Below are 26072 nucleotides of genomic sequence, written 5' to 3'. Positions count from 1 at the left end.
GGTTGCGGATTATTCAAAGGTGGCTGACGTGACTGCTGGAGATCGCATTCACGAACTGCTACGATGAGTGATACGTCTGCAGCGTCTTCCGCACAAGAAGAGAGCGACTCGATTTTCGATCTTTATCAGTCTGATAGCCAGGGGTACCGGCTTGGAACTGCGGCAGCTCCGCCACGTGCTGACACTGGTCGAAGTGGGGAATTACCACCGGGCGGCCGAACGGCTGGATCTGACCCAACCGGCCCTCTCCAAAAGCATTCAACAGCTCGAACGCGAGCTGGGTGTCAGCCTGTTCGACCGGCACGGGAAAACCGTCGTCCCGACCGTCTTCGGCGAGCTGGTCGCCCAGTCCGCTCGGGAAGTCCTCCAGACGATCGAGGGAATGGCTCGCACCGTAAAAAAATATGTCGATCTCGAAGACGGAGAGCTGTCGCTCGGTGCCGGTGCGTATGTGGCCGACGTCTGGCTCGGCTCGGTGGTCGGGCGGGTCATGCGGCGCTTCCCTCAGCTTCACCTGACCCTGCATGTCGAACACTGGCACGTCTTGCCGGAACTGCTTCGCCGCAGGCAAATCGACCTGTTCGTTGCGAATGTCGAGCACCTTCGGGATCAGAAGGAATTTCGAGTCATTGAGTTCCCTCCCCAGGAAGGAATCTGGGTCTGCCGCGCCGATCATCCGCTAAGTACCTTGAAATCGCCCGAGCGATCAGTCCTGAAGGACTATCCCCTCATCGGCCCTCCCATTCCTCCCTCAATCCGCCACTGGCTCGACTCCGGCTCCTCGCGGCACGAGCGGCCCCATCGCAAGATCGACACCACCTCCGTCACCATGATCAAGGCCATGATCCGAGAAGGGGACGCGATCTCCCTGGTCCACCCCGACATGGTCCGATCCGAACTCGCCCACGGCGATTTCGTCATCCTGCACTTCAACGCCCCTCGGCTGGCCTTCCATGCCGGCATGGCCTGGCTCGCCGACCGCTCCCTCTCTCCCGCGGCGCTTGCCTTTGCCCGAGAGCTGCTGATCGAGGCCGGCCTCGATCCCGATGCCTCGCTCGAAGGGCTCTCCCCCGAAGGCTCTCACCAACGAAACCCTTCGGGCTCGGTTCCGTCCCCCTGTTCCCCGTCCCCGTCTCAATAAGACGACGCCGTCCCCGCCCGGCCCTTGACCTCAGCGGTCCTCCCTCCTTGATTTTTCGCCCGATCGGATTCCCTCAGCGCGGATTTCCCGAATAATCGGAGCTGAGGCCCGAATTCCTGGTAGAGCGGCCGATTCCAACCGGACATCTCTGGCCAGCCGCCAGAACCAACCGGGCCAAACGGCCGAATCACTCGACATTGAGCGAACGCCGAAGCGAAGTTTCGGGAATCTACGAGGAGTAACGAAGATGTGCAAGACGGTCAAGAAGGCGGTCGTCGGGGCTGGCCTGGGCGTGGCGGTGCTGGGGCTCCTGTTCGGAACCTCAGCCAAGTATCATGCCCGGACGGCCGTCGAACAGGCCCGGGCGCTGGCTCAGTCGCAGGTGCCCATCGAGTACAAGATTGACGAGGCTCGCCAGCAGGTCGACGCCCTGGAGCCGGCGATCATGGAGAGCATCGAGTCGCTGGCTCGTGCTCAGGTTGAGGTGGACGCCCTGAAGCAAGAGATTCAGGTGGCCAAGGGGAACCTTGAGACGCAGGGCAAGGAAATGCTCGCCCTGAAGGAAGGGCTCGACAAGGGCCGCCTGCAACTGACCAGCGGCGTCACCTACACGGCTGAGGAGGTCAAGGCCGATCTGGCCCGCCGCCTCGACACCTTCAACCGGACCCAGGACACGGTCAACAGCCTGGAAGAGACCCTCAAGGCCAAGGTCGAGCGGACCTACGCCATCCAGCGAGCCCTCGACGAGATGAGTGCCCAGAAGAAGGACCTGCTGGTCAAGATCGAGGCCATTGAGAGCCGCTTGGCCCAGATCAAGGCGGAGCAGTCGAGCAACGAGTTCACCTTCGACACGACCCCCTTGTCCCAGGCCAAGAAGACGATCGCCGAACTGGACAAGCAGCTCGAAATCATGGCCCGCAAGGCCGAGCTGGAAGGGCGATACATCGAGCAGGGCGTGAAGGTTGAGGTGGCCCCGGACCGCGACATCTCTTCCGAGGTCGAGTCGGCCCTCGAAAGCCTCAACCTCACCCCGACCCCCGAGCCGACCCCGGCCACCTGACCCTTGAGTCACGGACCGCTCGCTCGCCGATCCGGGCTCGCCCGGATCGGTCTTCCTTCGGCGATCGCAATGGCCCGGCCCGCGCGTCTTCCCGAACCTTCCGGGGCGCGCGGGTTCGGGTTTCCGCCGTTTGCGGGCCAGCAGGCCGAAAATCGCCTCGATCCGTGGCATTTTCCCCCGGGTCGCGAAGACGTTCCCTTTGGGGCCTTGCCACTCGAGAAACGACCGTATATTCCTCGCAATTGATCGGTCGGCGTGACGAATAACTTCCCGAGGAGACACGAGCACACGCGACCCGATCCAAGCAGCCATCGGGCCTCCGGCTCGGCATGTTCCCCGATCCCTTTTTTTTCTTGGTCTTTCCTTCGTGCGTTGCGGATCGCGGACCTCGCGAGCACGCTGTCAACCGGCCGATGCGACGATTGAGGCCGCCTTGCCCCAAGCCAGGCCAAGCCGAGCCGCCCTGAGGCTGATCCAGGCCAATCGCCTGGCCTGGCCCGACTCGGTGACGGACGCAACGGGCCAGGCAGGTCTGGGCAGAGGCAGGCGAACAGGACACCCCCATGGGCAACGTCAACCAGGGCGGCAACTCCACCATGTTGGGACATTGGCGAGTCGTCTTGAAGCAGGCGGAGGAGTCGGCCCGGGCCGGCCGGCTCGACGAGGCGCTCGCGCTGGCCTCCCGAGCCGATGTGGCCGAGTACCGCCAGGCCATCGTTCTTCGCGGCAAGTGGGCCAAGGAACTGGTCCAACGCGCCTCCCGACGCGCCGAGGCCGACGACCTCGACGGTGCCTTGGCCGATCTCGCCACGGCCGAATCCTTCGGCGCGGCTCCCGATCTGCTCGCCTCGTGCCGGTCGAAACTGAGCGATCGCGTGGCCCGCGATCTTCGGACCGACCTGATCGCCGGAGAGCCCGACCGGGTCGTCGAGCGGCTCGACGCGCTGGCCGGTCGCAAGCTCAACAGCCCCACGCTCCACCGTCTCCGAGAGGCGGCCGAGGCCTGGAAAGTGGCCCGGACCGAGGCCCGTCGCGGCGAGTTCGGCCTGGCCTTCGAACTCCTCGATCGCGCCGCTCGTCTTGCCGATGACGACGCGACGAGTGCCCTTGGTGCGTATCGTCGCGAGCTGGAAGCCCGCCAGCAGACCGCCTCGGCCAAGGCCGACCGCTTCTATCGAGCCCTGGCCGACACTCCGAACCAGTGGCCGGCGATCCTCGCCGCCGCCGAGGACCTCCTCCAGACCGTCCCCGACCATCCCGCCGCCCGACAGGCGCGCAGCCGGGCCTGGCAGCAGATTGGCGCGATCGGCCCCCGAGTTCCGACCTTGCCCCCGCGCTCCTCGACGGCCAACGGTCCCCGAACGGCCGACATCCGCTTCCTCGACGATCGCACCCTGGCCGATTCCGTTTCGCCGTCTCCTGCTCCTGTGACCGAACGCCCCCCTTCGCGTCTTGGGGGGCCGCATGGCCGGTTGTTGCTCTGGGCGGATGTGATCGGCGGCTACCTCGTTTGCCTCGATGACGAAATCACCATCGGTCGCGCCGGGCCCGACAGCACCGCCGACCTCCCCTTGCTGGCCGACCTGGCCCGACGTCATGCCGTCATTGTCCGGGACGGCGAACATTACACCCTGCGCGCCCTGCAACCGACGTTTGTCAACGGCCGGGCGATCGACTCCGCCCCCTTGCGAGATGGCGACCTGATCCGCCTCGGAGCCAACGTCGAGCTCGAATTCCGACGCCCCAGCCCCATCAGTGCGACCGCGACCCTTCGCCTCATGAGCCGCCATCGCCCGCCGATGGCCATCGACGGCGTCTTGCTCATGGCCCAGTCTTGCCTGATCGGGCCGACCCGGCAATGCCACATCGCGGCCCCGAAACTCGATCAGCCGATCGTGTTGTTTCGCCAGGCCGACGCCCTTTGGTGCCGATGCCCGGGCAGCTTCGAGGTAGACGGCGCTCCCGCGCGCTCCCGAGCCCCCTTGACCAGCACCTCCGCCGTCAAGGGAGAGGGCTTCTCCTTTAGTCTCGAACCTCTTGAACCCCGGACCACGGCGCGTGTCTGATCAATACGGTATCCTGGAGTTCGTCCGATGATGGGGCCTCCCCGAATCGCTCCGAAGCTCAAGCCCCTTCAACGACCGCGACCGGCTGAGCCTGAATCGAACTCTCGCCGACGGAGTCTCTTTCCGATGAACCCCCTGGCCCGACCCAATTCCGGCGAGCCGCTGGCCGAGACGATCGCTCACCCGCCGGCCAACGCTCCTCGGCCGAATTCCGACGGGTCGGAGCCTCTCGCCGCGGAGCACTCTCCGATGCCCGATCGCGATCGCTCCTCCTCCTCCAACGGCCGGCTGAGCGAACGCTACTTCTTCGGCTCGGGCGACCGGCCGCTCGATGGCTACACCATCAAGCGCGCCATCGGCCGAGGCGGATTCGGCGAGGTCTACTACGCCGTCTCCGACGCCGGCAAGGATGTCGCCCTGAAGCTCCTGCTGCGTAACGTCGAGATCGAGAAACGCGGCGTCCAGCAGTGCATGAACCTCAAAAGCCCACACCTGATCACCATCTTCGACATGAGGACCACCGACGAGGGTGACACCTTCGTCGTCATGGAATACGTCCCCGGCCCGAGCCTCGCCCAGATCCTCGAACAGCATCCCGACGGCCTGCCCATCCACGAGGCCCGGATGTGGCTCAAAGGGCTGGTCGACGGCGTCTCATACCTGCACGACCACGGCATCGTCCACCGAGACCTCAAGCCGGCCAACCTCTTCCTGGAAGAGGGGGTCGTGAAGATCGGCGACTACGGCCTCTCGAAGTTCATCGCCAACACCGCCGAGGCCGGGCACTCGGCCAGCGTCGGCACCTGTCACTACATGGCCCCCGAGATCTCGACCGGCAAGTATCAGAAGCCGATCGACATCTACGCCATCGGCATCATCATCTTCGAGATGCTCACCGGCCGCGTCCCGTTCGACGGCGAGACGCCCCACGAAGTCCTGATGAAGCACCTGACCTCGCGGCCCGACCTCTCCCCCTTGCCCGAGCCGTACCGCTCGATCGTGACGAGAGCCCTGGCCAAGGACCCGACCCGACGCCCGCAGAACGCCGTCGAGCTGCTCGTCCCCCAGGACGCGCCGAAGGCACCCGACATGCGCTTCATCGGCGAGGGAAAATCGAGCCCCGCCGGGCCGATTCCCGTGGCCGAACCGGTCGCCGCCCCCGATCCGCAGACCCCGAACGAGCAGGACGACGTCTTGCACATCGGCGAGGAAGACTCGGTCCTCTACATCGGCCCGAACACCATGCCCCCCCGGTCTCCTCGCGGCCGAGGCTGGTTCCGCCCCCGGTTCGGCCGCCAGGCGCGCCGAACCCCGGCCTCCGCCTCGGCCTCGCGATCGCTCCTGGGAGGCCCTCGACACCGACCCGCGCGGTCGAACCCGGCCGCCGTCCGACGGCCCTCGACCCCGATCCCAACCGCGCCGCCCCCCTTGCCGAGCCCTCGGATTCGGGTGGCCGAGGCTGCCACCTCAATGCTCGTCTCCGCGCCGCTCTGCCTGCTGCTGGCGATTCCCATGGTCGCCCTGATGTATGACGGGCGGCCCGGAGCGTCTGTGGCCGGTCAGATCGGGGTGCTCGCCGGAGCCTCGCTGCTGGGGGCCTGGAGCCTGCTGATCCCGTCGAAGTTCTGGGAAGGCCGAGCAATCGACCCGGCCACCCGCCGCTTCACCCTGGGGGCCATCGGCACGGCGGTCGGCGCCGTCTTGATGACCACGCTCGACTGGACGAACCTCGACCTGCCCGGCGAGTTCGTCGCCTTCGCTGGCAATGACCCGGTCAACCTCTGGGCCGACGCGACCGGCCTGGGAGCACACCGGGTGGCGACCATCGGCCCCTTGGTCTACTTCGGCCTAATCTTTGCCGTCGGTCCCTGGTCGGCTCTGGTTGCCCGCAACCGCCTGCGACGTTTCCGAATCTGGCCCGTCCTCTGGACGGCCTTGCTGGGCCTGGTCGTCGCCCAGTTCATCCCGGCTCCGGTGGCGATGGGGGTCGGCTCGGTCATGCTCACCGCCATCGTCCTGCAACTGGTCAGCCCCCGGAACAAGGCCGCCCGCGACCCTCGGTTCGCCCTGGCCCGAGGGGCCTGAGCCCTCGTCAACCCCTCGGTGCCGATCTGGACCCTCGCCACCCGATTTCACTCAAGCTTGACCGTTGGGGAGCGAATTCCTTTCTGAGCGAATGATCACCTGGGCGGAGCACTCCGCCCGCTCGGCCGAGGGCAAGCCGACTCTGTTCAAACGCAGGTCAGTCAGCCCCTCGCCCTCGGCGCAGGCAAGGACCGTCTCACGATGAATCGGATCGCCCTGAACATTGCCCTGGCCCTCGGCCTCGCCGCGAGCCTGCCGGCCTTGGCCGAGCAGCCCGCCGTCGGGACCGACGCGCGACCGTTGGCACAGCCCGCTTGGTTTCTCGACGTCTCCGAAGGAGCCGTCACGCCGAGGGGCGACTTCCAGGATGACGGCGGCCCGATCGTGGCCAAGGGACGCCGATCGTACAGCGAGGAGCGCGCCCTCGACGACGCCCGAGCCCTCCTCGAACAGACCGTGGCCGAGTGGCTCGCTCCCGACATCCCCGAGGGCTGGCCCTTGCCCGAGGAGCAGGTCGAGTCCTTGATCCTCGACCGGCATGTCGAGCCGATCGTGCTCGACCTCGATCGGCTCGGCGTCAGTCTGGCGAGCGATCCGGAAGCGGCCCTGCCCCAGGTCCTCTACATCGCCGCCGAGCAGGCCGAGCTCTCCCCCGAGCACCGCGAAGCCTTCCTTGATGTCTACCGACGCGAGGTCGGCGCCCGTCGCCTGAGCGTGCTCGGCGGCCTCGTCGGCTTCGCCCTGAGCTGCCTGGCCATCCTCTCCCTCTACATCCGGGCCGACGAGGCAACCCGAGGCTACTACACCCGTCGCCTCCGCCTCGTCGCCCTCGCCTCGGCCGGGGCGGCCGGGGCCGTCATTTCCCGCTTCGTGCTTGGCTGATCGCGATGTCCAAGAAAGTGAATCTATAAACAAAATCAGGGCCTGCCTTCCCCGTTCGGAAGGCAGGCCCTTTCTCGTGGATCAGATGCATTCAACAGGCCAGGGAGCGAGCATCGCTCAGGGAGCGTTGCCCATCCGTCGGCGTTGAAGCCGCTCAAGCAGGGCGGGGTCGATTTGCAACGACGAGTCGCCTTGAGAAGGCCCCGACGCGTTGTTGATGGCGGCCTTGTCCATAATCGGGGCCAGCTCGCCGTCAGGCAGGCGCATCATCTTCGAGCCGTCGGCCTGCGTGATGATCTGCGTTCCGTCCGGCAGCGTGACGATCGGGTTCGCCCCGCCGGCCGGGGCCGGGGCCGTCCGTGAGGCCCCCGGCGGAAGGGTCGGCACAGGGCCGTTGGTGCCGGGAAGCGTGGCTCCCTGAGGCATCACGAACCCGGGAGGAGGCGTCATCCCCGGAATCCCGACCGCGTTCGGTGGCAGGATGGTCCCCGGAGGAACCATTCCGGGGACCGGCGCGGTTGGGGTCGCCGAGGGGGGCGGAATCGTCCGGCCGTTGATCGACAACGAGGCCGAGTCGGGCGAACCGAACAGGGGGGAGACGGTCTGGAAGTTTAGGTCCTCAGGGGCCGACGGGTGCACGGCATCCATCTGGATCTGCTGATTGATCGCGTTCGGGTACGGCGTCATCCCCGGAGCACCGGGCACCCCGTAGGGGCTCGGGGCCTGCGCCGGATACAGCGACGGAGCCTGGACCGCTGCCTGACCGGCTCGTTGCGCGGCAAAGCCGCCGCCGAATCCCGGATGGGCCTGCGTGCCCGGCACCGTCTCGTAGCCCGGCTGCGGGTATCCGGTCGGCTGAGGAACGGCAGCGGGGCCATACTGAGAATCGGGCGCGGGGGCCTCGGCCTGGGCGGTCTGGGGCGCGTCTCGCCGGAGCGATTCAACCCAGCCCCACATGGCCCGATACTCCGGAGAGTTCGGGTTGGTGAGGATCGCCTTCTGGTCTGGCCCATGCGGCATGATCGCGTTGATCAGGAGCGGGCTGTGCCCCGGATTCGTCCGGTCAATCAGGCCGAGCGTGGCGTCGAGGTTCGTGCGGACGAGCATCGCGTTGGTCAGATCCTTCGGATCGCGGGCCCGGATGAGCCGGAAGTTGCGATCGGAGGATTCATCGTGACAGCTCGCGCAACGGACCTGCAGCACGCGGTGGACCGTCTGCCCGTACTCCTGGAAGCGGCGCACGGCGAGCGGCTCGGGCAGGTCGAAGACGACCGGAGGAGGAATCCTCCCCTTGTAGGAGCGGAGTTGGCCGAGGACCGAGACGTCCAGCTCTCTCGGCTCGTTGCCACCCCGGCCGGCCTCGGCTCCGGTGCGGACGACCCCGGAATCGCGAGCCCCCTTAGTGCGGCTCGCGATGCTGAGGTTGCGCAGCATGTTCTTGGCCGTGACGTCGTCGGGGCTCCAGGAGAGCAGGGCGTTGAGCTGCTCGGCAGCCTCGTCCTGCATCCCGTGGGTCAGGCACCAGCGAGCCAGGCGAAGGTGTTCGTCCGGGTCGCGGTCGGGCAGGTGGTCGCGCTGGTACTCGTACGCCGCTCGGAGCGTGTCGAAGCGCTGCTCAACCTGGGCCTTCGGAATGCGGATCTGTCCGATGTCGAGGGTGATGATATGGTCTACGCGATCCTCGGAGGCCGGGCCGTCGAAGATCTTGACGTGACCGTCTTTCATCAAGAGCACCGTTCGAGTCGGTGCGGTGGCCTCCCCCTCGGGCGAAGCCAGGGACGACGAAGGCGCCGCGAGCGATCCCTCGGCCGGCGCCAGGTCGGCGGGCAGGCCGTCGTCCGAGACCGATTGCGCGGCCGAGGGGACGGGCGGGGGCCCGGCCACGGCCACGATCGGAAACGCGGACACGGCGACGCCCAGGCCGACGACGATGGAGGAGATATGGTTGGACATGGTGGCCGGACCCTATCGTCCCCCTTAAAATCCGTCAAGGCGAGCCGAGCCCAGTTCCGGCCCCGGTCCCCGAAGGCCCGATCCGGCCGATTCCAGAGGCTCTTGGCCGACCCTGCGTGCCGGACGCTTTCCGAGGCAATCCGAACCCCCTGACCGCCACCCTCGACCGTCCGAAGGACCCGTGCCATGACCGACCGCTCGACCCTGCTCAACGATTACCTCGGCCGCCCGGTCGTCGTGGATCTGACCTCGCCGTTCGTCTGCATCGGCACCCTGGCCGAGGCCGACTCCGCCTTCCTCGACCTCCGCGACGCCGACCTGCACGACCTCCGCGACGGCCGATCCTCGCGCGAGATCTACGTCGTCGACACCGCCCGCCTCGGCATCCGTCGCAACCGGGCGCGTGTCCTGATCCGCCTCGATGAGGTGGTGGCCCTGACCTTGCTGGAAGACGTTTCCGAAGAGTGATGATGTGATGGTGTTTGAGAAAGAACGTTTGGGCTTGTGTTCGATGCCTCGATTGAGGGAGCATTCTGCGGGAATCGGCCGGGCCTGGCGGTTCCGGACCGACGCGACTCGATCCCAGGGGAGATGACGGTGGACGACGATCTCGATGCGATGCCGGGCGGTGGTGGTTCCTCGGCCGGAGGGCGAGGGTTTCTGATTGCCGGAGCCGTGGTGGCGGTCCTGGTGGTCGCCGCGATCGCGGGGCGATCGCTGATACCCCCGGGAGCAGGTGGCGGGGGCGGATCGACCGAAGGGGTGGTGGCCGAGGGGAGGCGGCTGTTCGAGTCGCGCTGCTCCTCCTGCCACGGCAACTCCGGCCGCGGCGACGGACCGATCGCTCAGAGCCTTTCGGGACCTGGACCCGGCGACCTGACCGATGACGACTGGAAACACGGCGACCAGCCCGATCAGGTGATCGCCGTCATCGCCAAAGGGGTTCCCGGCACCCAGATGGCCGGCTGGGATTCGGCCTTCGACCCCGCTCAGATCCAGGCGCTGGCCGCCTACATGTACCGCCTGGCCGGTCGGGAGGTGCCGGAGGAGCTTCAGGGCGAGTCATCCACGGATTGAGGCCGGGAGACCTTATCAATCGCCGTCGATGCGATTGAGAGGCTCTCGGTCGGCCCTTCCCCGCGCGTGTTGGAGCACGACGGTCGGGAACCGCCCGAAGGACCTCTCGTCTGATCCATCCCAGGGCAACCCCTCAGGAGCCGTGTCTGCGGCTCCGACGCACCGCGACCAATCCCCCTGTCAGGCCCAGGCCGAGCATCACCAGACTGGAGGGCTCGGGAACGACGGTGGCTCCGAGCCCGAAGAGAATCAGACCGGGGTTGGTGCCATCGAGCGACCATGTCCCGTCGTCCAGGTCGTAGCGGGCAATCCCCCCCAAACGTTCCCCGCTGGTCCCGAAATTGACGGCTCCGGAGAGGCTATCGCCCGGAGCGGGGTGGCGGACCTGATGACGCGAATCATCAGGAAGTTTTTCAATGTCGATCCTTCTCCAGACTCAGCATGGAACGCTGCCCGTCGTGGGAGAATTCAGCCCGATTCCTTCCAGGCGACCTTGTAAAGCCCGCGATCCCGGTCGATCGGCCGGTCGTCGAAGGCAATCTCGAACGAGCGGGCCTCGGGTCGGAAGTAGGTGAAAACGTCGAGCAGGCGGACCTCTCGGTCGCCGGCCCGAACCTCGTGCAGGTTATCGCGGGTTCGCGAGAGGCTCGCGGACTGGCCGGGCTCCAGGGCCCGGGAGGCCGTCTGGCGGATCAGGAACTCCTCACCCATCGGCGGGAGGTCCTCGCGGTCGAAGATCTCGAAGTTCCGGACCTGGACACGACCCTCGACGGCCATCAGGACACCGTTGTAGAAGCGGTGGTCGTGGAGCTCGATCACGGCGCCGGGCTTCATCACGATCTCGAACACCACCAGGGGCGGATACCAGAGAGACAGGCCGTATGCCTGGTCGCCTCCCGGCGGGAATCTCGGCTCCGACCAGGGCTCGGGGATCGGGTCGAGCCTCGAGAGCAGCTCGGCGACGGCGCGGAGGTAGGTTTCCTCGTCGGGGTCGTCCTCCGCGACCAGGCGCCGGGCCAGCGGGCGCAGCCGGTCAACCATCCCGTCGAAGTCCAGGGGCTGGGCGGTCGGCCCCCGACCGAATGGGCCTGTATCGTCCTGACGCGCAATGGACCGGCCACCGCCGAGTGTGGCCACCCCGAGCCCATACGCCGCGAGCCGGAAGGCCTGGCGACGGACGATCCGCACGCCGTCGGCGATCTCGACGCCCGGCTCGTGGCCCTCTTCGAAGGCCCTCGTTCTCGCCAGTTCTTCGACGCTTGTGAACAACATGGCTCCGCTCCGAAAAGGGTCCTACCGGCCGAGTGGCCCGAGAGGACGGTGGCTCGATGGGGTCTTCAGCGGGGCTGGGTCGCGCCCCCGCGCCGACGTCGAAGGGCAATCACGCCTCCTCCGGCGAGCCCGATCCCGGCAAGCGCGATGCTCGACGGCTCCGGGATCACCTGGGCGACGAACCCCCGCACCTGGCCGTCGGACTCGGACCGCCAGAACCCGACCACGCGGCCGTCGTCGTTGATCCCGGTCGGGACCGTCCAGTCCGCGCCGGATACCGAGAACGTGGTGAACCTCCCGCTCAGGGTGTTGAACACAAATCCGGTCCGATTGCCGGTGAATCCGGTGCTGAAGTCACCCACCACCAGACCACGGTCATTCCCGCCCCAGGCGTAGGTGAACTGCTCGCCCGGCATGACCAGGTCCGTGAAGGTGGCCCCGCCGTCCGAGCTGATCCACCCTCGGCCGAAGAATTCTGGACCCTCCTGCCCGATCGCGTGCCCAATCAAGGTGCCGGAGTTCGTGATATCGGTGAGGTTCGTCTTGAGCACGACGCGCTCGGGGCTGGACGGAGAGTCGACGGGGGTGACCGTACCGTCGGGTCGGCGGAGATAACCTCCAGTGCCGAACGCATTGCCGGAGGCGACGACGAACCCGGAGTCATTCAGCCCGATCGCGCCCGAGTTGGTGTCCCCGAGCGGCTGGAAGGTCGTCACGTCGCCTCCAGCGGTCCGGACGAACGAGTCGTTCCCCGGAAGCGGCGTGGCCACCCCGCCGACAACGGTCCCGGAGTTGCTGATCCCGAGGGCGAACGTGTTCGCCCCGCCGACCTGGAAAAACTCGTATCCGCCGCCGGTGCGAACGAACCCCTCGGTCACCCCTGCGACCGTGCGGTAGCCGACGATCTGCCCGGCGTCGTTGATCCCGCGGGCCTGGACCACATCGGCCCCGGAGAAATCGATGATCTCGGTCACAACGACGATGGAGCCACCCCGGGCCGAGCCGGGTGGGCAAAGCAAGAGCGCGGCGAGAACCAGGGAGGCAAGGTGACAGCACCCTGGCTTCAGAAGGATCATGATATTCATCGAAGCAAGCTCATTCTTTTGTGTTTGCCCCTCTCGCTGTGGGCGGACCTGTTGGGGCATGAATTCACAGGCGGCCTCATCGTCGATCAACGCCGAGGCTCTTCTCCAAACGACGTCGACGCACGATCCCCGCGACGACCGCAGAGATAACCCCGAGCCCGGCCAGCACAATACTCGACGGCTCCGGGACAACCGTCAGGACGAAACCCCGAATGGTCCCATCGGCCAGGGTGCCGAAGCCGACGATCTGGCCGCGGTCGTTGATTCCCCGGACGTTGGTCAGACGGGAGAAGTCGCTGGGGCCGAAGATCAGGTCGTTGAGGTCGAGCAGCTGGCCGTCCTTGTAGAGGAAGCCGTAGTTGCCGGCGCTGTCGACGACATCGCCGACGATCAGGCCGTGGTTGTTGATGTCCCGGGCTGTGGTGCTGAACGCGCCCGAGGGCACGCCGAGCAGCTCGACCGTGCCGTCCGGGTTCCAGAGCACGGCCTGGGACTGGCCGTCGGTGAAGCTGCCGACGATCTGGCCGTGGTCGTTGATTCCGAAGCTGTTGCTGAAGGTCGTGCCCGAGGTCGGCTGAGCGAGCGTCTCGATGGTGTAGCCGCCCGAGCCGTCGGGCACCCAGCGAACGGCCTGGGTCGCCTCGCCGGCCTGGGTCCGAGCCGCGCCGGCCACGACGCCGCCGTCATTGATCGCATTGGCGAACTGCCGGGCACCGTTGGTCGTGTCGCTGCCGGCAAGGAACGGCAGCAGGGCGTAGGTGTCAATCGGGTCGCCCACCTGGTAGACGAACCCCTGTCGGTCGAAGCCGCTGTAGCGGTAAACGCCAACGACCTGACCGGCGTTGTTGACGGCGTTGGCATTGGAGCCGAGGCCGATACCCTCGGGATCGAGGATGGCCGTGAAGCCGAGCCCCGGTTGCCAGACGAAGGCGCGGTCGGAGAACGATCCGGTCCCGGTCGACACGCTTCCCGAGCCGACGATCACCCCGGCGTCGTTGATGCCCGAGCCGCTGGTGAAGCCGCCGCCCAGCCCCAGGTTCCCCAGGCTTGTGGTGGTGCCACCCTCGAAGAGAAAGGCCTCCGAGTTGCCGGGGATGTTCGACAGGCCGGTCGCCTGGCCGAGCTCGTTGATGGCATTGCCCTGCGACCGCGGATTCGTCGCCGGTAGGGCCGGGATGGTCTGGATCGTGAACCGGAGCCCTCCGGCCTCCGCCACAGCGGGCAGAAGGCAGAGAGACAGGATGAAGCCGGCGGACATACGGAAGAAGCGGATAGGGGAAACCATTGTGCAACTCATCATGATTGAGGGATTATCGCTCTTGCGTATGCGAGTGATGCAAATGAGCATGAGTGAACCTCCCGGATCAGGGATGATCGACCCTGTGGATCGATGACGAGCGACGACGACGGGCGATTTCCACGGCAGCGAGGGAGATGCCGCCAATCGCGGCGAGGATCACGGACGAGGGCTCCGGAATCACGGTCAGCACGAAGGCTCGGGTCTGCCCTTCAAAGGTGCCGAAGCCAACGATCTGGCCGCGATTGTTGATCCCTTCGGCCGAGGTCAGCAGCCATCCGGAGCCGGGAGCGATCAGGCTGTTGAGGTCTCGGATGCCGTGGGTTGCATCCCAGATGAACGCTCGACCCGAAAACCCTTCGAACCGAGAGGCGGTACCGACGACCACTCCCAGGTCGTTGATGTCGTTGGCCCGGCTGAATCGGAACGGGTTGCCGTCATCGGGATTGGTCAGCGTGCCGAGGTCGATCATCGAGCCGACGCCGTCCCAGAGGGTCGCGCGCTGGACGGAGTTTCCACCAATATCCAGGGACGAACGCCCCACGATCAGGCCTGAGGCGTTGATCGCCAACGCCTCGCTGAATCGGTCCGCACCGCCAAGGGAGCCGAGGTCGATCATCGAGTTGCCGTCGTGCAGGAAGGCGTGGCTCGTCGTGTTGCCGGTCACCCGGGATACACCCACGACCTGACCCCCGTCGTTGATCGCCCAGGCCCGGCTGAAGTTGCCCCCCAGCGTTCCCAGGTTGGTCATCGTCCCATCCTCCCAGAGGAAGGCATTGGACTGGGTCCCGGTCGAGGAGATCCCCACGACCTGATGGTGCGCGTTGATGCCATGCGCCACAGCGCTGGCACCGCCGAGCGTGCCCAGGTCGCTCAAGGTTCCGTCGCGGAACATGAAGGCCCGTGAGGTGTTGTTACTGCTCTCGCCGACCACGGTGCCGGAGTCGTTGATGGCGAAGCCCCGGCTGAAGTTGCTGTCGGCGCCGGGCAGCACTCCCAGGTTCGTGGGGCTCTGATACGATCCGGGAGACCACCTGGCAGCGTTCAGGGGAAAGTTGCTCCCGGCGTTGGTCGAGGCGTTGCCCGTGACCTCGCCATGGTTGTTGATGGCCCGGGCGAAGCTCTGATTACCTCCCAACGTGGCCAGGTCGGTGATCGTGAACAGCGTCTCCGCGGCGGCCCACGAGGGAATCGCCAGGAAGACCAGGGGGGTGAGGAGACGGACACATCGTAGACGAAGCATCAGCAGTTCCTTGAGAAAATCAAAACAAGAGGTCAACTGAAAAACATCGGAAAATCACTGATTGGTGCGAGCGGCATGCGAACGCCCGCGCGGCCCGAGGGCCATTCGCGAGGAATGACCCCCACACCGACCCCTCAGGCTCGCCGAGCCGAGCGAATCGAGGGGCGATCGACCCTCCGGCTGGACAAGCAACGACGTCGCCGGGCGATGCCAGCAGCGATGGAGACGACGCCGATCATGGCGAACATCGCGGACGACGGCTCCGGAATGTCTGTGGCCCTGAAGCTGCCGAAGCTGCCGTCGAGATTCTGGTAATAGCCCAGCACCGAGCCATCGTTACGCAGATCGTAGCCGTAGGTCTCGAAGGCGCCGGGCACATTCAATTGGGTCAGCGTCCCTTCGGACGCATCGAAGACGAAACTACTGACGTCACGGTAGTTCCCGGCGGCGCTCCCCAGGCCGAAGACGATCGCGTCGCCGGAGTCGTTGACACTGCTGACGATGTAGTTGTCGCCGGTCGTCGGTTTGGGCAGCAGTGTGAACGTCTCGGTCGAAACGTCATAGAGGAATGGCGAGATGACGCCGGCCGAGTCCCAGGATGCACCGCCGACCAGCCCGGAATTGCTGAGGGCGAAGAGCTGTGTCTCCGCCGCTCCGGGGAACTCGACGGTTCGGGAAAGCGTACCAGAGAGGCTCTCGAGGAAGCCTTTGCGGCCCGTCGGCGTGACGTAGAAGCCGCTGATCACGTCGTCGTTGTTGATGCCGAAGGGGATCGTGCCCAGTGCACCCGGAAAATTATAAGGCGATTCGACACCCGCCGAGGAACGGATGAATCCCTCGGGCAGCCCCCCGACGAGGGGGATGTTGACGCCGACGATCGTCCCGGCGTTGTTGATCGACGTCGGATAGGCCAGGTAGTCGGACGTCGACCAGAACGAGGTCGATCCATCGGCGGAACGCAGGAATCCATCGAGGCTACCGCCAGGAATGCTCGGCACGCTGCCGATCATGTCGCCCTGGTCGTTGGAGTCAAGCAGATAGCGAATCAGCCTGCCGTCGGCGGTCAGCAACTCGTACTGATATCCTGCCGATGCGGACGCCCCCGCAAGCATCAGGCAAGCGGAAGCGATGAACGCGGAAAATGGGCGGAAGAACATGGTTTCTCCTTGTCGATCGATCGAGAGCGTGGCTCGCTGGATACCGGCGAGCCGAGACCTTCGCCTCCGCGTTCCAGGATCATTGCCAGGGGAGGATGACGGGACTCACGTCCTTCGTTGACGGCGACGGATGGCGAAGACGCTCAGGCTGGCGATGCCTACGCCCAGCAGCGAGAGCGAGGCCGGTTCGGGGACGACGACGGCGAAGTTGTCGTAATAGACCGAATTGGGGACCCGGAAGACCCCGATCGGTGTCTCGAATCGTTCGGTTCCACCCATGAAGCGGATGGACCGGATCGACGGAGTCGCGACCGAGACCCGGAGTGTGGCCGCAGTCCAGTCACCACCACCCCCCTGGAGCTGCGACGTCACGGAGTCGAGCAGCGTGCCGGTAGCATCGAGTTCGGAATAGGCTTCGATGAACAGGTCGTCGGGGTCGCCGCCGAAGTCGCCCATGTCGATGGACACCGACTGCACCGGCTTCGAGAAGTTGGCGACAAACGCCGTCCCGTCATTGCTGAACCACGGGCTGATCGACCGAACCCCCCACGATGCGGGGAAAGTCGGGTTGCCGATGTCGGTAACGTCATAAATGTCGAATTGATTTGGCGATCCGGGCCGGGTGATCGTCATCGAGAGCCCCTGCCGGGTCAGGGTCAGCGACGTCAGAGCCCCATCGTTGAATCCTGTCTGGGCCTGATCTTCGAGGTCGAAAACGATTGTCGACGCAACGACCTGGGTGCTTGTCGCCGCGTCCATCAGGCAAGCGAACGCGAAGGACATAAAAATGAGTCGTAAGTTCATGTTCTTTCCTTATCAATTGATTGATGCGCGGGGGTGCCGAACGCCGACGAACCAAGAACCTGCCCGCCGCGTCTCCGGAGCGGCGGGAGGGATGACGGGACTCACCTTCTTCGCCGCCGGCGATGGACGGCGTGAACGGCCAGGCCGGCGATGCCCACGCCCAGCAGGACCAGCGACGACGGCTCGGGGATGACCTGGAAGTAGTTCGCCGCAATGGAGTTGCCGACGGCATCGCCGCTGCTCAGGCCGTTGACGTTGGCGAACGAGAAGTGAATCCCGCCATAGATGCGGGAGAGACCACTTTCCGATGCAGCGGCACTGAAGCTGGCGTAGCTTCGTTCGACACCGGCGATGTCGTCGCTGCCGATGGTGAACGCGATCGCGTCGGTGCCGAAGAAGCCCGCCAGCGCGGCCGCGCCGGCACCACTGAAGGTGCTGTGTCCGCTCGTGTACTCGGGGAACGGCGGGGTCATCAGCAGCGGCGTCCAGGTGTCGTCGTCGGACGTGAGCGGGTTGCCGTCGGTGTCGCCTTCGCGGATCGCGTCGATCGGCCGCCAGAAGTCGTAGAGGTACTTGCTTTCCCAACTCACGATGGCGGCGTCCGCCAGCGCGATGTTGAGCTGCGCGAGCATTCGCGCGTTGTCCGCAATCGAGAGATTCCGCGACTCGGAGGCCGCGATCGCGATGCGGTTCCAGTGGCCCGGCGGGGTCTCGGTGCCGGCGCCGTTGGCCCAGAACTGGGCGATCTGCGTCTGGTCGGCGGTGCGCGTCGATGACGTGGCGCTGCCGATCAGGCGAACCTCGTTGACGGCATTCGCGTACTCGACACTGTCGAGTGCGGGCGGCGCAACCGGTCGAAACGACTCGACCGACGTGATGCCGAACGGCGTCACCGCGCCCCACTGCGGCAGCAGCGCCGGCGCGAAGCCCGGCTCGGTCGGCCGCCATCGGCCAGGCGCAATCGTCGGCGTGTAACTCGACGGAGCGTCCGAGCCGTCGTTGCTGCGCCAGCTCAGCATCTCCGCCGCCACAGCCGACCCGAGCGAAATCCCCGCTGCTTTCGCCGGGCCGTCGGCAATGGTGGAGAGCTGTGTCGCGAGCTTGGCGTCGTAGATCGCGGTGCGCGATGGGAAGAGCCCGACGAGTACGTCCCGCGCCGACTGTGCCGCGGAGGCTTCGATGGAGGCGCCTGGCGCGACGCCTCTGAACCGATACGGCCGGTGCGTCCGTGTGATCGCGTTCGTCGCGTCGTAGATCGCCCCGTGCAGCATCGCCATCGCCCGGCTGGCACGAGGCGGCGGAGTGCTGGTGGCGCGAATCGTGTTGCGAACTTCCACGTTCCAGTCGGTCACGAAGTTCGCAGACGCTGAACGGAGCAGCGCAAACGGTGTCGCAATGAGAGTGAAGGTGAGCCAGCAGAGCTTCAAACGCATTAGAATGCTCTTTTTTAGATGTGATTTTGAATCGGATCGATCGGTTATGCTGCCCGCACTCAAAGCGCATAGAACACGGGCTGTCATGCTCGGCTCGGCGAGCGAATCGAGGGGCGATCGAATCCGACACGGACCAGGCGCCTTGAGCCCCGAGATCCGCGGGAGCAAACGGCGGGAATCGCTGGTCGCACGGGTGGCTTGGCAGTGGTCGATGCCACGGCCTAGGCCTTGAATCCGACCTGCCGAGGCACGGCGGTCGACTCCTTACGACCCGATCGGATGGGAGGACTCAGACGAGAACCGGAGGTGCCCGGGCAGGAGATGGGGAGATGACGAGCCGGAGGACGAGCCAAACGGTTGGACGATCCGGCCCCTCCCCCTCGAGAGTCGGGGGTGTGGCCTGGACCGGCGGTACCGAGAGCTGACCCTGCTCGACGAACTGGCAGACGGGGCAGGCCGCCTCATCGTGGATCGGGACCGAGGGGGACCGATTGTCCGGCTCAGCAGGGTGATCGTGCGTGTCACTACACTCGGGCACCGAGTGCTGGTGCAAACCGTGCCCGCCCACGGTCATCGCCCCATGAGCCGCGAGAATCGCAAATATCAACAGGTGTGAAATTCGAAGTTGATTCACGAGTTCCGATCGGCTTGGGTCGGAGGAGTCTCGGCGGGAGGTCCAACGATCAGGTGAGCTAGTTGAGAACAGGTTATTACCAACGGCCTCGGTCCTGTCAACCTTGCGGACCGAAGGCGTTCAGAAATTTCAACTGGTGACGACGGCGTCGGCCTCGATCTCGACGAGGGCCTCGGGGGTTATCAGGCGGGAGACCTCGACCATGGTGGTGGCGGGTCGGATGGCGGCGAAAACCTCGGCGTGTTCCTCGGCGATCTCGGGCCAGTGGTCGAGGTTGGTGACGTAGATCCGGGTCCGGATCACGTCGGAGGCCGAGCCGCCGAGGGCCTCGATGCTGGCCAAGATGATCGCCAGGGCCCGGCGGGCCTGCGCCCCGGCGCTGGGGGCGAGCGAGCCGTCGGCCTCCAGGCCGAGCGTGCCGGTGACGGCGATGGTCGAGCCGATCCGGACGGCCCGCGAGTAGCCGACCTTCGGCTCCCACGGAGAGCCGGTCGAGGCCAGGTGACGGTGGCCGTGGGTCGAGACGCTGACGTGGACACTCTGACGCATCGGGGAAGGCTCCGGGCGAGTCAATCGGGTCAACAATCAACCAGGGACTGGCATCGGCGATGGCGAAATTCTTCGCAACCAGGGACATCGAACATCATTCGGAGTGGTGGTCGATTGACAGGGATCGAAGGGGATTCCGGTTGCTGGACCGGCGTTCTGGCCGTACGATCGTGGTCAAGGATGGCCGGATCTCCCGTCGATCGGGCCGAACATTGCGTGTTGTTTCGTTTCGGACAGGTGGCGGTGATGGCCGATTTCGCAACCAAGATCGAAGACCTGACGCCGGGGACCGGGCCAGAGGCCAAGGCGGGGCAGACCGTTTCGGTGCATTACGTGGGGACGCTCGAAGACGGTACGAAATTTGATAGTTCTCGGGATCGTGGCCAGCCGTTTGCCTTTGGGCTCGGGGCGGGTCAGGTGATTCGAGGCTGGGATGTTGGCGTGGCCGGCATGAAGGTCGGCGGTCTTCGAAAGCTGACGATCCCTCCCGAGGAAGGATACGGCGCCCGAGGGGCCGGGGGAGTGATTCCTCCGAACGCGACCTTGATTTTCGAGGTCGAGCTGCTCGGCATCAAGTAAGTGGGTCTTTGGATCGGTCTGACATTGACGTTGAACACCCGGTTGGGCATTGTGAGCGTGTGACAACCGCCGCGGTGCCCCACCCAGAAGGCATCTCCGACTCATCTCCCCAACACTCCGAAGGCGGCGGCGCTCTCTCCGCTCCGCCCTGTCGCCGAGGCAACGATGTCCGAAAAGAACGGGCGAGGGACCGGCGATCATGTCGAGGCGCTCCGGAAGTTCCTCGACGCGAGAGCGACGGGTCTGTGGTATTACCAGGGAGACCGGCTGAAGCTGGCGGCCTTTGCGCCGGCGCCGGACATGCCCGACGAGGTCGCGCAGCGATTCCAGGAAGCCGCGCGCGAGGTCTCGCTCGACCGGACCGATCTGGGGATCGTCAGTGCCGTGGTCGAGCGAGCGGCGTCGATCTCTGTGGCCGGTCGGTTGCCGGTCGAGGTGGGGTCGGGCTACTGGCTGCGGGCCTTCGGGGCCGAGCGGTCGGTGGCCGTGCCGATCTTCGCTCCCGAGGGAGGAATCGCGGCCGTGCTGTCGGCTGCCTTGCCCACGCTCGGGCCGCCCGATGACGAGGAGGTGGTGGAGCTGATCCGCCATCACGGCACCGGGTGATCGGGGGCCATCATCATTGCTTCCATCTCCTCCGATTCCGACGGCAAGGCGGCGCTGAGCTTCACCAGGCCGTCGGCGGTGGCAAGGTAGTCGTCCTCGATCCGGACGCCGAGCTGTTCGTCGGGGATGTAGATGCCCGGCTCGATCGTGAAGACGGCCCCGACGGGAATCGGCTGGCGGGTGCTGCCGACGTCGTGGACGTCCATGCCGAGCCAGTGGCCGATGCCGTGGATGAAGTGGCGGTCGAGCGTGTTCCCTTCGGCGTCGCGGAGCGGGCTGCGTCGCATGCAGTCGGCGGCGGCGCGCTGGAGATCGGCGAGGGTGGTCTTGCCCGGCTCGAAGGCGGCCTCGGCGGCGCGCTGGGCGTCGAGGACGAGCTGGTAGACGGCGCGCTGGCGGTCGGTGAAGCGGCCGGAGACGGGGTAGGTGCGGGTCAGGTCGGCCGCGTAGGCGTGAAACTCGGCCCCGATGTCGATGACGACCAGGTCGCCGCCTTGCATCTGCCGGCGGTTGGCGTGGTAGTGGAGGATGACGCTGTTCGGGCCTGAGCCGACGATCGAGGCAAACGCCGGGCGCTGGGCGCCGTTGCGGGTGAAGGCGTACTCGATCGCCCCCTGAGCCTGGTACTCGAAGGCCCCGGGGCGGATGACCCGGGCGGCGTCGCGGTGGGCCTCGATGGTCATGTCGATCGCCGTTTGCAAGAGGGCCAGCTCGGCCTCGGACTTGATCAGCCGGAGGGTGGCCATCGCGTCGGACAGGTCGCGCAGCTGGATGCCCGGGGCGAGCTGTTCCAGTCTCGTCTGGAAGCGGCCGTCGGGTGAGTGGTCGGCGTTGTGGCCTCGGGCCAGGTGGGTGAACAGGGCGGGGGGATCGGCGGCATCGGGATCGGGGTTGGCGACGTCGGGGAAGAGGCCGAGAGCTTCGGTGAGCCGGGCGTCGAAGTCGCTGAGGGGCAGGGCGTCGTCGAGGCCGAATCGGGAGGCGGTGTCGGGTCCGGGGACGATCTGGGGGCCGCTCCAGCGCTCGGCGAAGGCGCTGTACGGCGGGAGGAAGACGACGGCGCGGGGGGCGGCGTCGGGATCGTCGGTCGAGGGGGGCTCGATCAGGAGCAAGGCCCCCGGCTGGTCGATGCCGGTGAGGTAGAGGAAGTCGTTCCGCTGGCGGAAGCGGAGGTAGTCCTCGACCGGCGGCTCGGCCCCCTGAACGACGACGGGCACGGAGGCGTCGAGGGTGTCGATCAGGAGCTGCCGACGCACGGCGTACTCGGCCGTCGGGATGCCCCCCTCGGCCGGTTCCTGCCGGGCGATCGCCCGAGACGGGGGGACTCCCAAGCCGAGTACGACCAGGAGGACGACGGCCGCGGGACCCAGGCGGTTCGGCGGGAGCAGGCAATGCATCAACGGGTTCCTCGTGTTCGATTCTGGAGCGCCCTGGCTGAGTTCGGGGGATCGCAGGCCGAGGGCCGCGCTGCCCGGTCGGGTCGATCGTAGCCTCGCCGGGGTCGATCGGCCAGAGAACGGGCCGGGCGGTCGGCGATCGGGACCGGCTCCGAAGTCGGGCGGCGGGGAGAAGGATCGGGCAGGGGAGGGCGGTGGTCAGGGGCGATCGGGGGCGTCGATCGGGCGGTCGATCGGCCCGGTTGAGGGTTTCGGGGCGGAGCGGTCGGGCGCGGTGCGCTCGTCGGTGCGCGGTGCGGTGCGCCGGTCGGGAGGGGAGAAGGGGTCGGAGGGCGTGGTGCGGATCTCTTTTGGGATTTGGGGGTTGCGGCGATTCTCGGGAGAGGGTTCGGGGCCGGGCGGGGGTTCGTTTCGGGAATCGACGCGGGGAGGATCGGGCCGATCGGCCGAGGGAGGGACGTAGGCGGGGCGGTCGGAGTGCTGGGAGCGGGAGGCGTCCATGAGCTTCGCCTCGCGGGCGAAGGTTTTCGAGCGTTCGGAGCGCAGCCGGGTCAGGGCGTTGAGGGATTTGTGGAAGTCGCGGAAGGCGTCGCGGCGGTAGCGGTGGCGGAGCTGGCCGTCCTTGCTGGTGTCGACCAGCGCGGCGACCTCGATGGCATCGGCCTCGGGGCGGTCGACGTCGTTCCAGACGATCGGGCGGAGGGTTTCGAGGCGGGCGATCTGATGGTCGACGAAGGATCGGAGGCGATCGACGGCGGAGGGGTCGCCGGTCGAGTCGGTGGCGGGTTGGACGGCTTTCGGGAAGGCGGAGGCGGCGAGGGACCAGACGAGGGCGGGTTCGCCGGTCGGGTCGGTTGGGGAGGTGGCAGGGTGGCCGAGCAGGTGCAGGGAGGTGATCAGGTCGCGTCCGGTCCAGCCTCGGCCGGAGACGAGGAGAGTGTGCAAGGTGCGCCAGTGGCGGAGCATCCAGTCGATGCCAAAGGCGCTTTCATGCAATTCGGTGATGACGGTTTCGGGATCGTGTTTGAGATCCTGGGCGCGGCGTCGGATGGCGTGTTGTTTCCGCTCGCGCCAGTCGCGGAGGGCCTGGTGGAGGCCGGGCTTCAGGCGGCTTTCCTCGGCATCGACGCAGCGCAAATAGCGCACATATTCGATGGCGGCCGAGGCGATGAGGGCTTCCTCGGGAGCCGTTTCGGGCATGGCCTTGGCGGTCCAGGAGGCGACAATGACCTGTAAGCGTTCGGCCTCCTCGGCGCAGAGGGGGCGTTTGGCGGTGAGGCCGTGGGTGGTGGCGTTGGAGGAGGAGATGGTTTTCCCGTCGTCGCTGCGGGGTCCGGTGGCGTGGCTCATGGGAGTGTTTGCTCAAAATTCCAAGGTGATTCGTCAACGGGGTCCGGTTTCGGGTCGGGAACGGAAGGAGAAGGATGCGGCGGAGGACGGCCCGACACTTGAAATCATCGGGAGAATCGGCCGTCTTAAGCACGTTTTTTTCGAGGGGGCTGGAGCGGGTTGATTCGAAGGGGGCCAAGGGGATGACGGAAGGGAGGGGAACAGGGCCTCACCTTGGGACCGAGGAGACTCGGAAGGATCGGCGCGCGTCACGCTCTTGCATGTGCCGAGCGTGACGCCGATGATCGGCACGAAGGGGTGGGGTGCTCAGTTCGGGAGAAAGGCCGCCGCGCAGTCCCCAAAGGAAGTTGAGGCGAAGGGAGGACGTGATGAGCAGGCTCTGGAACGATCCACCGCTGAAGCCCGACGGTACGCTCGATTATGCGCAGTTGACGCTTGCCGAGATCTGTGAGGACGTGACCGAATCGCTGCTGGATCGGGTGTACAACGGCGGTGATCATGAGCTGGTGCCGTATCTGGACGACTTGCCCGAGGTGGAGGAGATTGCGGTGGGAGTGTCGGGGTCTGAGGGGCTCGTTGGGTTAATGGAGGAACTGCTCCGGCAGGAGGGGGAGGATCCGGCGTTTGGCAGCCCTCGAACGCGGGAGGTGATCGGTCGGATCGTCCGAGCCTTGCAGGAGGAGGCGCGAAGCTCGGCCTGAGCAAGCTCGACGGCGACCTTTGGACCGCAAAGGAGGGTGTCCTCTCCCAAGGGAGGCCGGGGCGTTTGGTTTCGAGAGTCAGATGAATGCTTGGATTTGTGAATAAAACATACATTGAATCGCCTCGGCTTGCGTACCGATTGCTCGGCGCCGGCCTGGTGATTTGCGGCGTGTTGCCGGTGATTCCCTTCCTGCGGTTCGGGAGTGGGTTTGGTCGTGTCCTGATTGCGTTGGCGATCATCGTGGCGGCGCGATCGTGGGACCGTCGGGGATCGAGGATCGTGATGGCGTTGGGAGTGTTGGAGCTGGGGTTTTCCCTGGTGACGTCGCTCGTCTGGGTGATCATCTATCCGGTGGTGATCGGGCTCGTGGGGGGCTGGAGTGTCCAGTAGCAGGATTGCTCGCGGCCGGGGGTGGCGGCGGACCGTGCCTCTTCTGGGAGGTCGGGCCTGGGGCCCTTGCGTTGCCTCGGCGCTGAGTCGCGCCACTGAGTGAGCGATCGGTCGCCGACGGCAGCTGTCCGTTGGATTTCGCCGAGATGGCCCGGGGGAGCTGGCGGATGAACCCGCCTGTCCGTATCCTCGGCGTGTGAGGCGCCGCGAGGAGTTCGGTTCGGACCGTCCCTTTCCTTCCAAGATCGTCGTCGGGGAAGTCAATTCGATGGGAATCGCCGCATTCAAGAACCGTGTGACCTCCGCCGAGGAACTTGCCGAGGTGATCGGCTCGCCGAGCGAGCTGGTGATCAAGAAGCAACTGTCGGAACTCGACGGCCACATGAGCCGGTTTATTGCCGAATCGCCGTTCGTTCTGATCGGTACCGTCGGCCGGGACGGGTCGTGCGACGTTTCTCCGCGAGGCGATGCGCCCGGAAGCCTGGCGGCGGTCCGGGACGCCCGGACGCTGCTGATTCCCGAGCGGCGCGGGAACCGCCGCGCCGACAGCCTGCGGAACATCATCGAGACTGGTCGCGCGGCCCTCTTGTTCCTGATTCCTGGGGTAGGCGAGACCCTTCGCGTCAACGGTCGGGCGTGTGTGATCCGCGATGAGGAGGTGCTCGCTCCGCTGGCGGTCGAGGGCAAGACACCCCTGGTTGGGGTCGTCATCGAGGTCGACGAGTGCTTCTTTCAGTGCGCCAAGGCCCTCATCCGGTCGAAGCTGTGGGAGCCGAGCGCGACCGGCCGCAAGTCATCAGTGCCGACGCTTGCCGAAATTCTCGTCGATCAGACCCGGATCGAGGGACAGACGGTGGGATCGCTGAGTGAAGCGATTGAGACTTCCTATAAAAATCACCTCTATTGATGCGGCGATTCGAGACCGCCGCGGATGCTGTTGGCGATGGGGAGTCGGGGTCGATTCGGGATCGCCGTTCCTGCCTGAGAGGGTCGATGGTTGGAACTCCTGTGCGTGAGGAGGAGGAGGGGGCGGGATGCGGCATGTGATTGGGGTGGGGATCGACGGGCTGATCGTGTGCTGGGTGTTGCTTGTCGGGCCGTTCTGCTGGATTTTGCGCGATGGGCTCGGTCCGGATTCGGTGGAGAGTCAGGGGATGTTGGCGGTGTCGCGATGGTTTGGGACCTTTGGGTGGGGGCCGGTGCTCGGGGGATTGGTGGCGTTGCGACTGATCGCGAGGTGGCGCTTCGGGGCTTGAGGGGGGGGATTCGGTGGGGACTGGCCCCCCGTGGGCGGGAACGGTCGGGATGG

26 protein-coding genes are annotated in these 26072 nt (G+C 66.2%); 13 read left to right on the top strand and 13 right to left on the bottom strand.

Translation table 11 applies throughout. From position 1 onward, the window contains the following. The first annotated feature begins 151 nt into the window (after positions 1 to 151). The 5 genes from HG800_RS19395 (at position 152) to HG800_RS19375 (ending at position 7234) form a co-directional block, all read left to right on the top strand. Positions 152 to 1141: a LysR family transcriptional regulator gene (locus HG800_RS19395; RefSeq protein ID WP_169978526.1), complete on the top strand. Its 990-nt coding sequence runs from the start codon at positions 152 to 154 to the stop codon at positions 1139 to 1141. Positions 1142 to 1388: 247 nt separating this feature from the next. Then, positions 1389 to 2201 carry a hypothetical protein gene (locus tag HG800_RS19390; protein WP_169978524.1) on the top strand — a complete coding sequence of 271 codons (813 nt, stop codon included), beginning with the start codon at positions 1389 to 1391 and terminating at the stop codon, positions 2199 to 2201. Between the two features lie 563 nt (positions 2202 to 2764). Next, positions 2765 to 4267: an FHA domain-containing protein gene (locus HG800_RS19385; RefSeq protein WP_169978522.1), complete on the top strand. Its 1503-nt coding sequence runs from the start codon at positions 2765 to 2767 to the stop codon at positions 4265 to 4267. 126 nt (positions 4268 to 4393) lie between these two features. Beyond that, complete coding sequence (locus HG800_RS19380) at positions 4394 to 6352, top strand: serine/threonine-protein kinase (protein ID WP_169978520.1); 1959 nt, start codon at positions 4394 to 4396, stop codon at positions 6350 to 6352. Positions 6353 to 6553: 201 nt separating this feature from the next. After that, the gene (locus tag HG800_RS19375; protein ID WP_169978518.1) at positions 6554 to 7234 is read left to right on the top strand and encodes a hypothetical protein; all 681 of its coding nucleotides are present in this window, start codon (positions 6554 to 6556) and stop codon (positions 7232 to 7234) included. Positions 7235 to 7351: 117 nt separating this feature from the next. Here the strand turns inward: HG800_RS19375 and HG800_RS19370 are convergent, their stop codons facing one another. After that, positions 7352 to 9187 (bottom strand): hypothetical protein, encoded by a 1836-nt coding sequence (locus HG800_RS19370; protein ID WP_169978516.1) that lies wholly within the window; start codon positions 9185 to 9187, stop codon positions 7352 to 7354. Between the two features lie 186 nt (positions 9188 to 9373). Between HG800_RS19370 and HG800_RS19365 the strand changes: the two genes are divergently transcribed. Further along, entirely contained in the window at positions 9374 to 9655 is a 282-nt protein-coding gene (locus tag HG800_RS19365; RefSeq protein WP_169978514.1) for a hypothetical protein, read from the top strand. A gap of 129 nt (positions 9656 to 9784) precedes the next feature. Next, positions 9785 to 10264, top strand: coding sequence for a c-type cytochrome (locus tag HG800_RS19360; RefSeq protein ID WP_169978512.1), 480 nt, complete (start codon positions 9785 to 9787; stop codon positions 10262 to 10264). A gap of 133 nt (positions 10265 to 10397) precedes the next feature. Here HG800_RS19360 and HG800_RS27000 read toward each other — a convergent pair whose 3' ends face one another. The 10 genes from HG800_RS27000 to HG800_RS19310 all read right to left on the bottom strand — a co-directional run bounded on the left by HG800_RS27000 (position 10398) and on the right by HG800_RS19310 (position 19738). After that, positions 10398 to 10583 carry a PEP-CTERM sorting domain-containing protein gene (locus tag HG800_RS27000; RefSeq protein WP_206352354.1) on the bottom strand — a complete coding sequence of 62 codons (186 nt, stop codon included), beginning with the start codon at positions 10581 to 10583 and terminating at the stop codon, positions 10398 to 10400. Between the two features lie 149 nt (positions 10584 to 10732). Continuing rightward, positions 10733 to 11536 carry a hypothetical protein gene (locus tag HG800_RS19350; RefSeq protein WP_169978510.1) on the bottom strand — a complete coding sequence of 268 codons (804 nt, stop codon included), beginning with the start codon at positions 11534 to 11536 and terminating at the stop codon, positions 10733 to 10735. Between the two features lie 65 nt (positions 11537 to 11601). Next, complete coding sequence (locus HG800_RS19345) at positions 11602 to 12621, bottom strand: PEP-CTERM sorting domain-containing protein (protein WP_169978508.1); 1020 nt, start codon at positions 12619 to 12621, stop codon at positions 11602 to 11604. 76 nt (positions 12622 to 12697) lie between these two features. Next, on the bottom strand, positions 12698 to 13906 hold the full coding sequence (locus HG800_RS19340; RefSeq protein WP_169978506.1) for a DUF3466 family protein: 1209 nt from the start codon (positions 13904 to 13906) through the stop codon (positions 12698 to 12700). A gap of 79 nt (positions 13907 to 13985) precedes the next feature. Further along, positions 13986 to 15161, bottom strand: coding sequence for a DUF3466 family protein (locus tag HG800_RS19335; RefSeq protein WP_169978504.1), 1176 nt, complete (start codon positions 15159 to 15161; stop codon positions 13986 to 13988). A 134-nt stretch (positions 15162 to 15295) separates the two neighbouring features. After that, on the bottom strand, positions 15296 to 16318 hold the full coding sequence (locus HG800_RS19330; protein WP_169978502.1) for a PEP-CTERM sorting domain-containing protein: 1023 nt from the start codon (positions 16316 to 16318) through the stop codon (positions 15296 to 15298). A gap of 105 nt (positions 16319 to 16423) precedes the next feature. Beyond that, positions 16424 to 17122 carry a PEP-CTERM sorting domain-containing protein gene (locus tag HG800_RS19325; protein ID WP_169978500.1) on the bottom strand — a complete coding sequence of 233 codons (699 nt, stop codon included), beginning with the start codon at positions 17120 to 17122 and terminating at the stop codon, positions 16424 to 16426. Between the two features lie 101 nt (positions 17123 to 17223). Further along, complete coding sequence (locus HG800_RS19320) at positions 17224 to 18555, bottom strand: vanadium-dependent haloperoxidase (RefSeq protein WP_169978499.1); 1332 nt, start codon at positions 18553 to 18555, stop codon at positions 17224 to 17226. Positions 18556 to 18844: 289 nt separating this feature from the next. Next, complete coding sequence (locus HG800_RS28460; protein ID WP_169978497.1) at positions 18845 to 19189, bottom strand: DUF2946 family protein; 345 nt, start codon at positions 19187 to 19189, stop codon at positions 18845 to 18847. A 129-nt stretch (positions 19190 to 19318) separates the two neighbouring features. Beyond that, positions 19319 to 19738: a RidA family protein gene (locus tag HG800_RS19310; RefSeq protein ID WP_169978495.1), complete on the bottom strand. Its 420-nt coding sequence runs from the start codon at positions 19736 to 19738 to the stop codon at positions 19319 to 19321. Positions 19739 to 19984: 246 nt separating this feature from the next. Between HG800_RS19310 and HG800_RS19305 the strand changes: the two genes are divergently transcribed. Both HG800_RS19305 and HG800_RS19300 read left to right on the top strand, forming a co-directional pair. Then, entirely contained in the window at positions 19985 to 20317 is a 333-nt protein-coding gene (locus tag HG800_RS19305) for an FKBP-type peptidyl-prolyl cis-trans isomerase (RefSeq protein WP_169978620.1), read from the top strand. A gap of 165 nt (positions 20318 to 20482) precedes the next feature. Further along, a complete protein-coding gene (locus tag HG800_RS19300) occupies positions 20483 to 20923 on the top strand; it encodes a hypothetical protein (RefSeq protein ID WP_169978493.1) in 441 nt (146 codons plus the stop codon). Here HG800_RS19300 and HG800_RS19295 read toward each other — a convergent pair. Both HG800_RS19295 and HG800_RS19290 read right to left on the bottom strand, forming a co-directional pair. After that, a complete protein-coding gene (locus HG800_RS19295) occupies positions 20908 to 22320 on the bottom strand; it encodes an aminopeptidase P family protein (protein WP_169978491.1) in 1413 nt (470 codons plus the stop codon). The genes HG800_RS19300 and HG800_RS19295 overlap by 16 nt on opposite strands. Before the next feature lie 198 nt (positions 22321 to 22518). After that, complete coding sequence (locus HG800_RS19290) at positions 22519 to 23670, bottom strand: hypothetical protein (protein ID WP_169978489.1); 1152 nt, start codon at positions 23668 to 23670, stop codon at positions 22519 to 22521. A 368-nt stretch (positions 23671 to 24038) separates the two neighbouring features. Here HG800_RS19290 and HG800_RS19285 point away from each other — a divergent pair, with 368 nt between their 5' ends. The 4 genes from HG800_RS19285 to HG800_RS19270 all read left to right on the top strand — a co-directional run bounded on the left by HG800_RS19285 (position 24039) and on the right by HG800_RS19270 (position 26019). Further along, positions 24039 to 24371, top strand: coding sequence for a hypothetical protein (locus HG800_RS19285; RefSeq protein ID WP_169978487.1), 333 nt, complete (start codon positions 24039 to 24041; stop codon positions 24369 to 24371). An 86-nt stretch (positions 24372 to 24457) separates the two neighbouring features. Further along, positions 24458 to 24763: a hypothetical protein gene (locus HG800_RS19280; protein ID WP_169978485.1), complete on the top strand. Its 306-nt coding sequence runs from the start codon at positions 24458 to 24460 to the stop codon at positions 24761 to 24763. A gap of 268 nt (positions 24764 to 25031) precedes the next feature. Then, the gene (locus HG800_RS19275) at positions 25032 to 25670 is read left to right on the top strand and encodes an MSMEG_1061 family FMN-dependent PPOX-type flavoprotein (protein WP_169978483.1); all 639 of its coding nucleotides are present in this window, start codon (positions 25032 to 25034) and stop codon (positions 25668 to 25670) included. A 127-nt stretch (positions 25671 to 25797) separates the two neighbouring features. Then, entirely contained in the window at positions 25798 to 26019 is a 222-nt protein-coding gene (locus HG800_RS19270) for a hypothetical protein (protein ID WP_169978481.1), read from the top strand. Positions 26020 to 26072: the final 53 nt, after the last annotated feature.

The sequence above is a fragment of the Tautonia rosea genome (assembly GCF_012958305.1).
Taxonomy (GTDB): Bacteria; Planctomycetota; Planctomycetia; order Isosphaerales; family Isosphaeraceae; genus Tautonia; species Tautonia rosea.
Note: the sequence above shows the minus strand (reverse complement) of the source record. Positions and strands in the feature narration are given on the sequence as shown.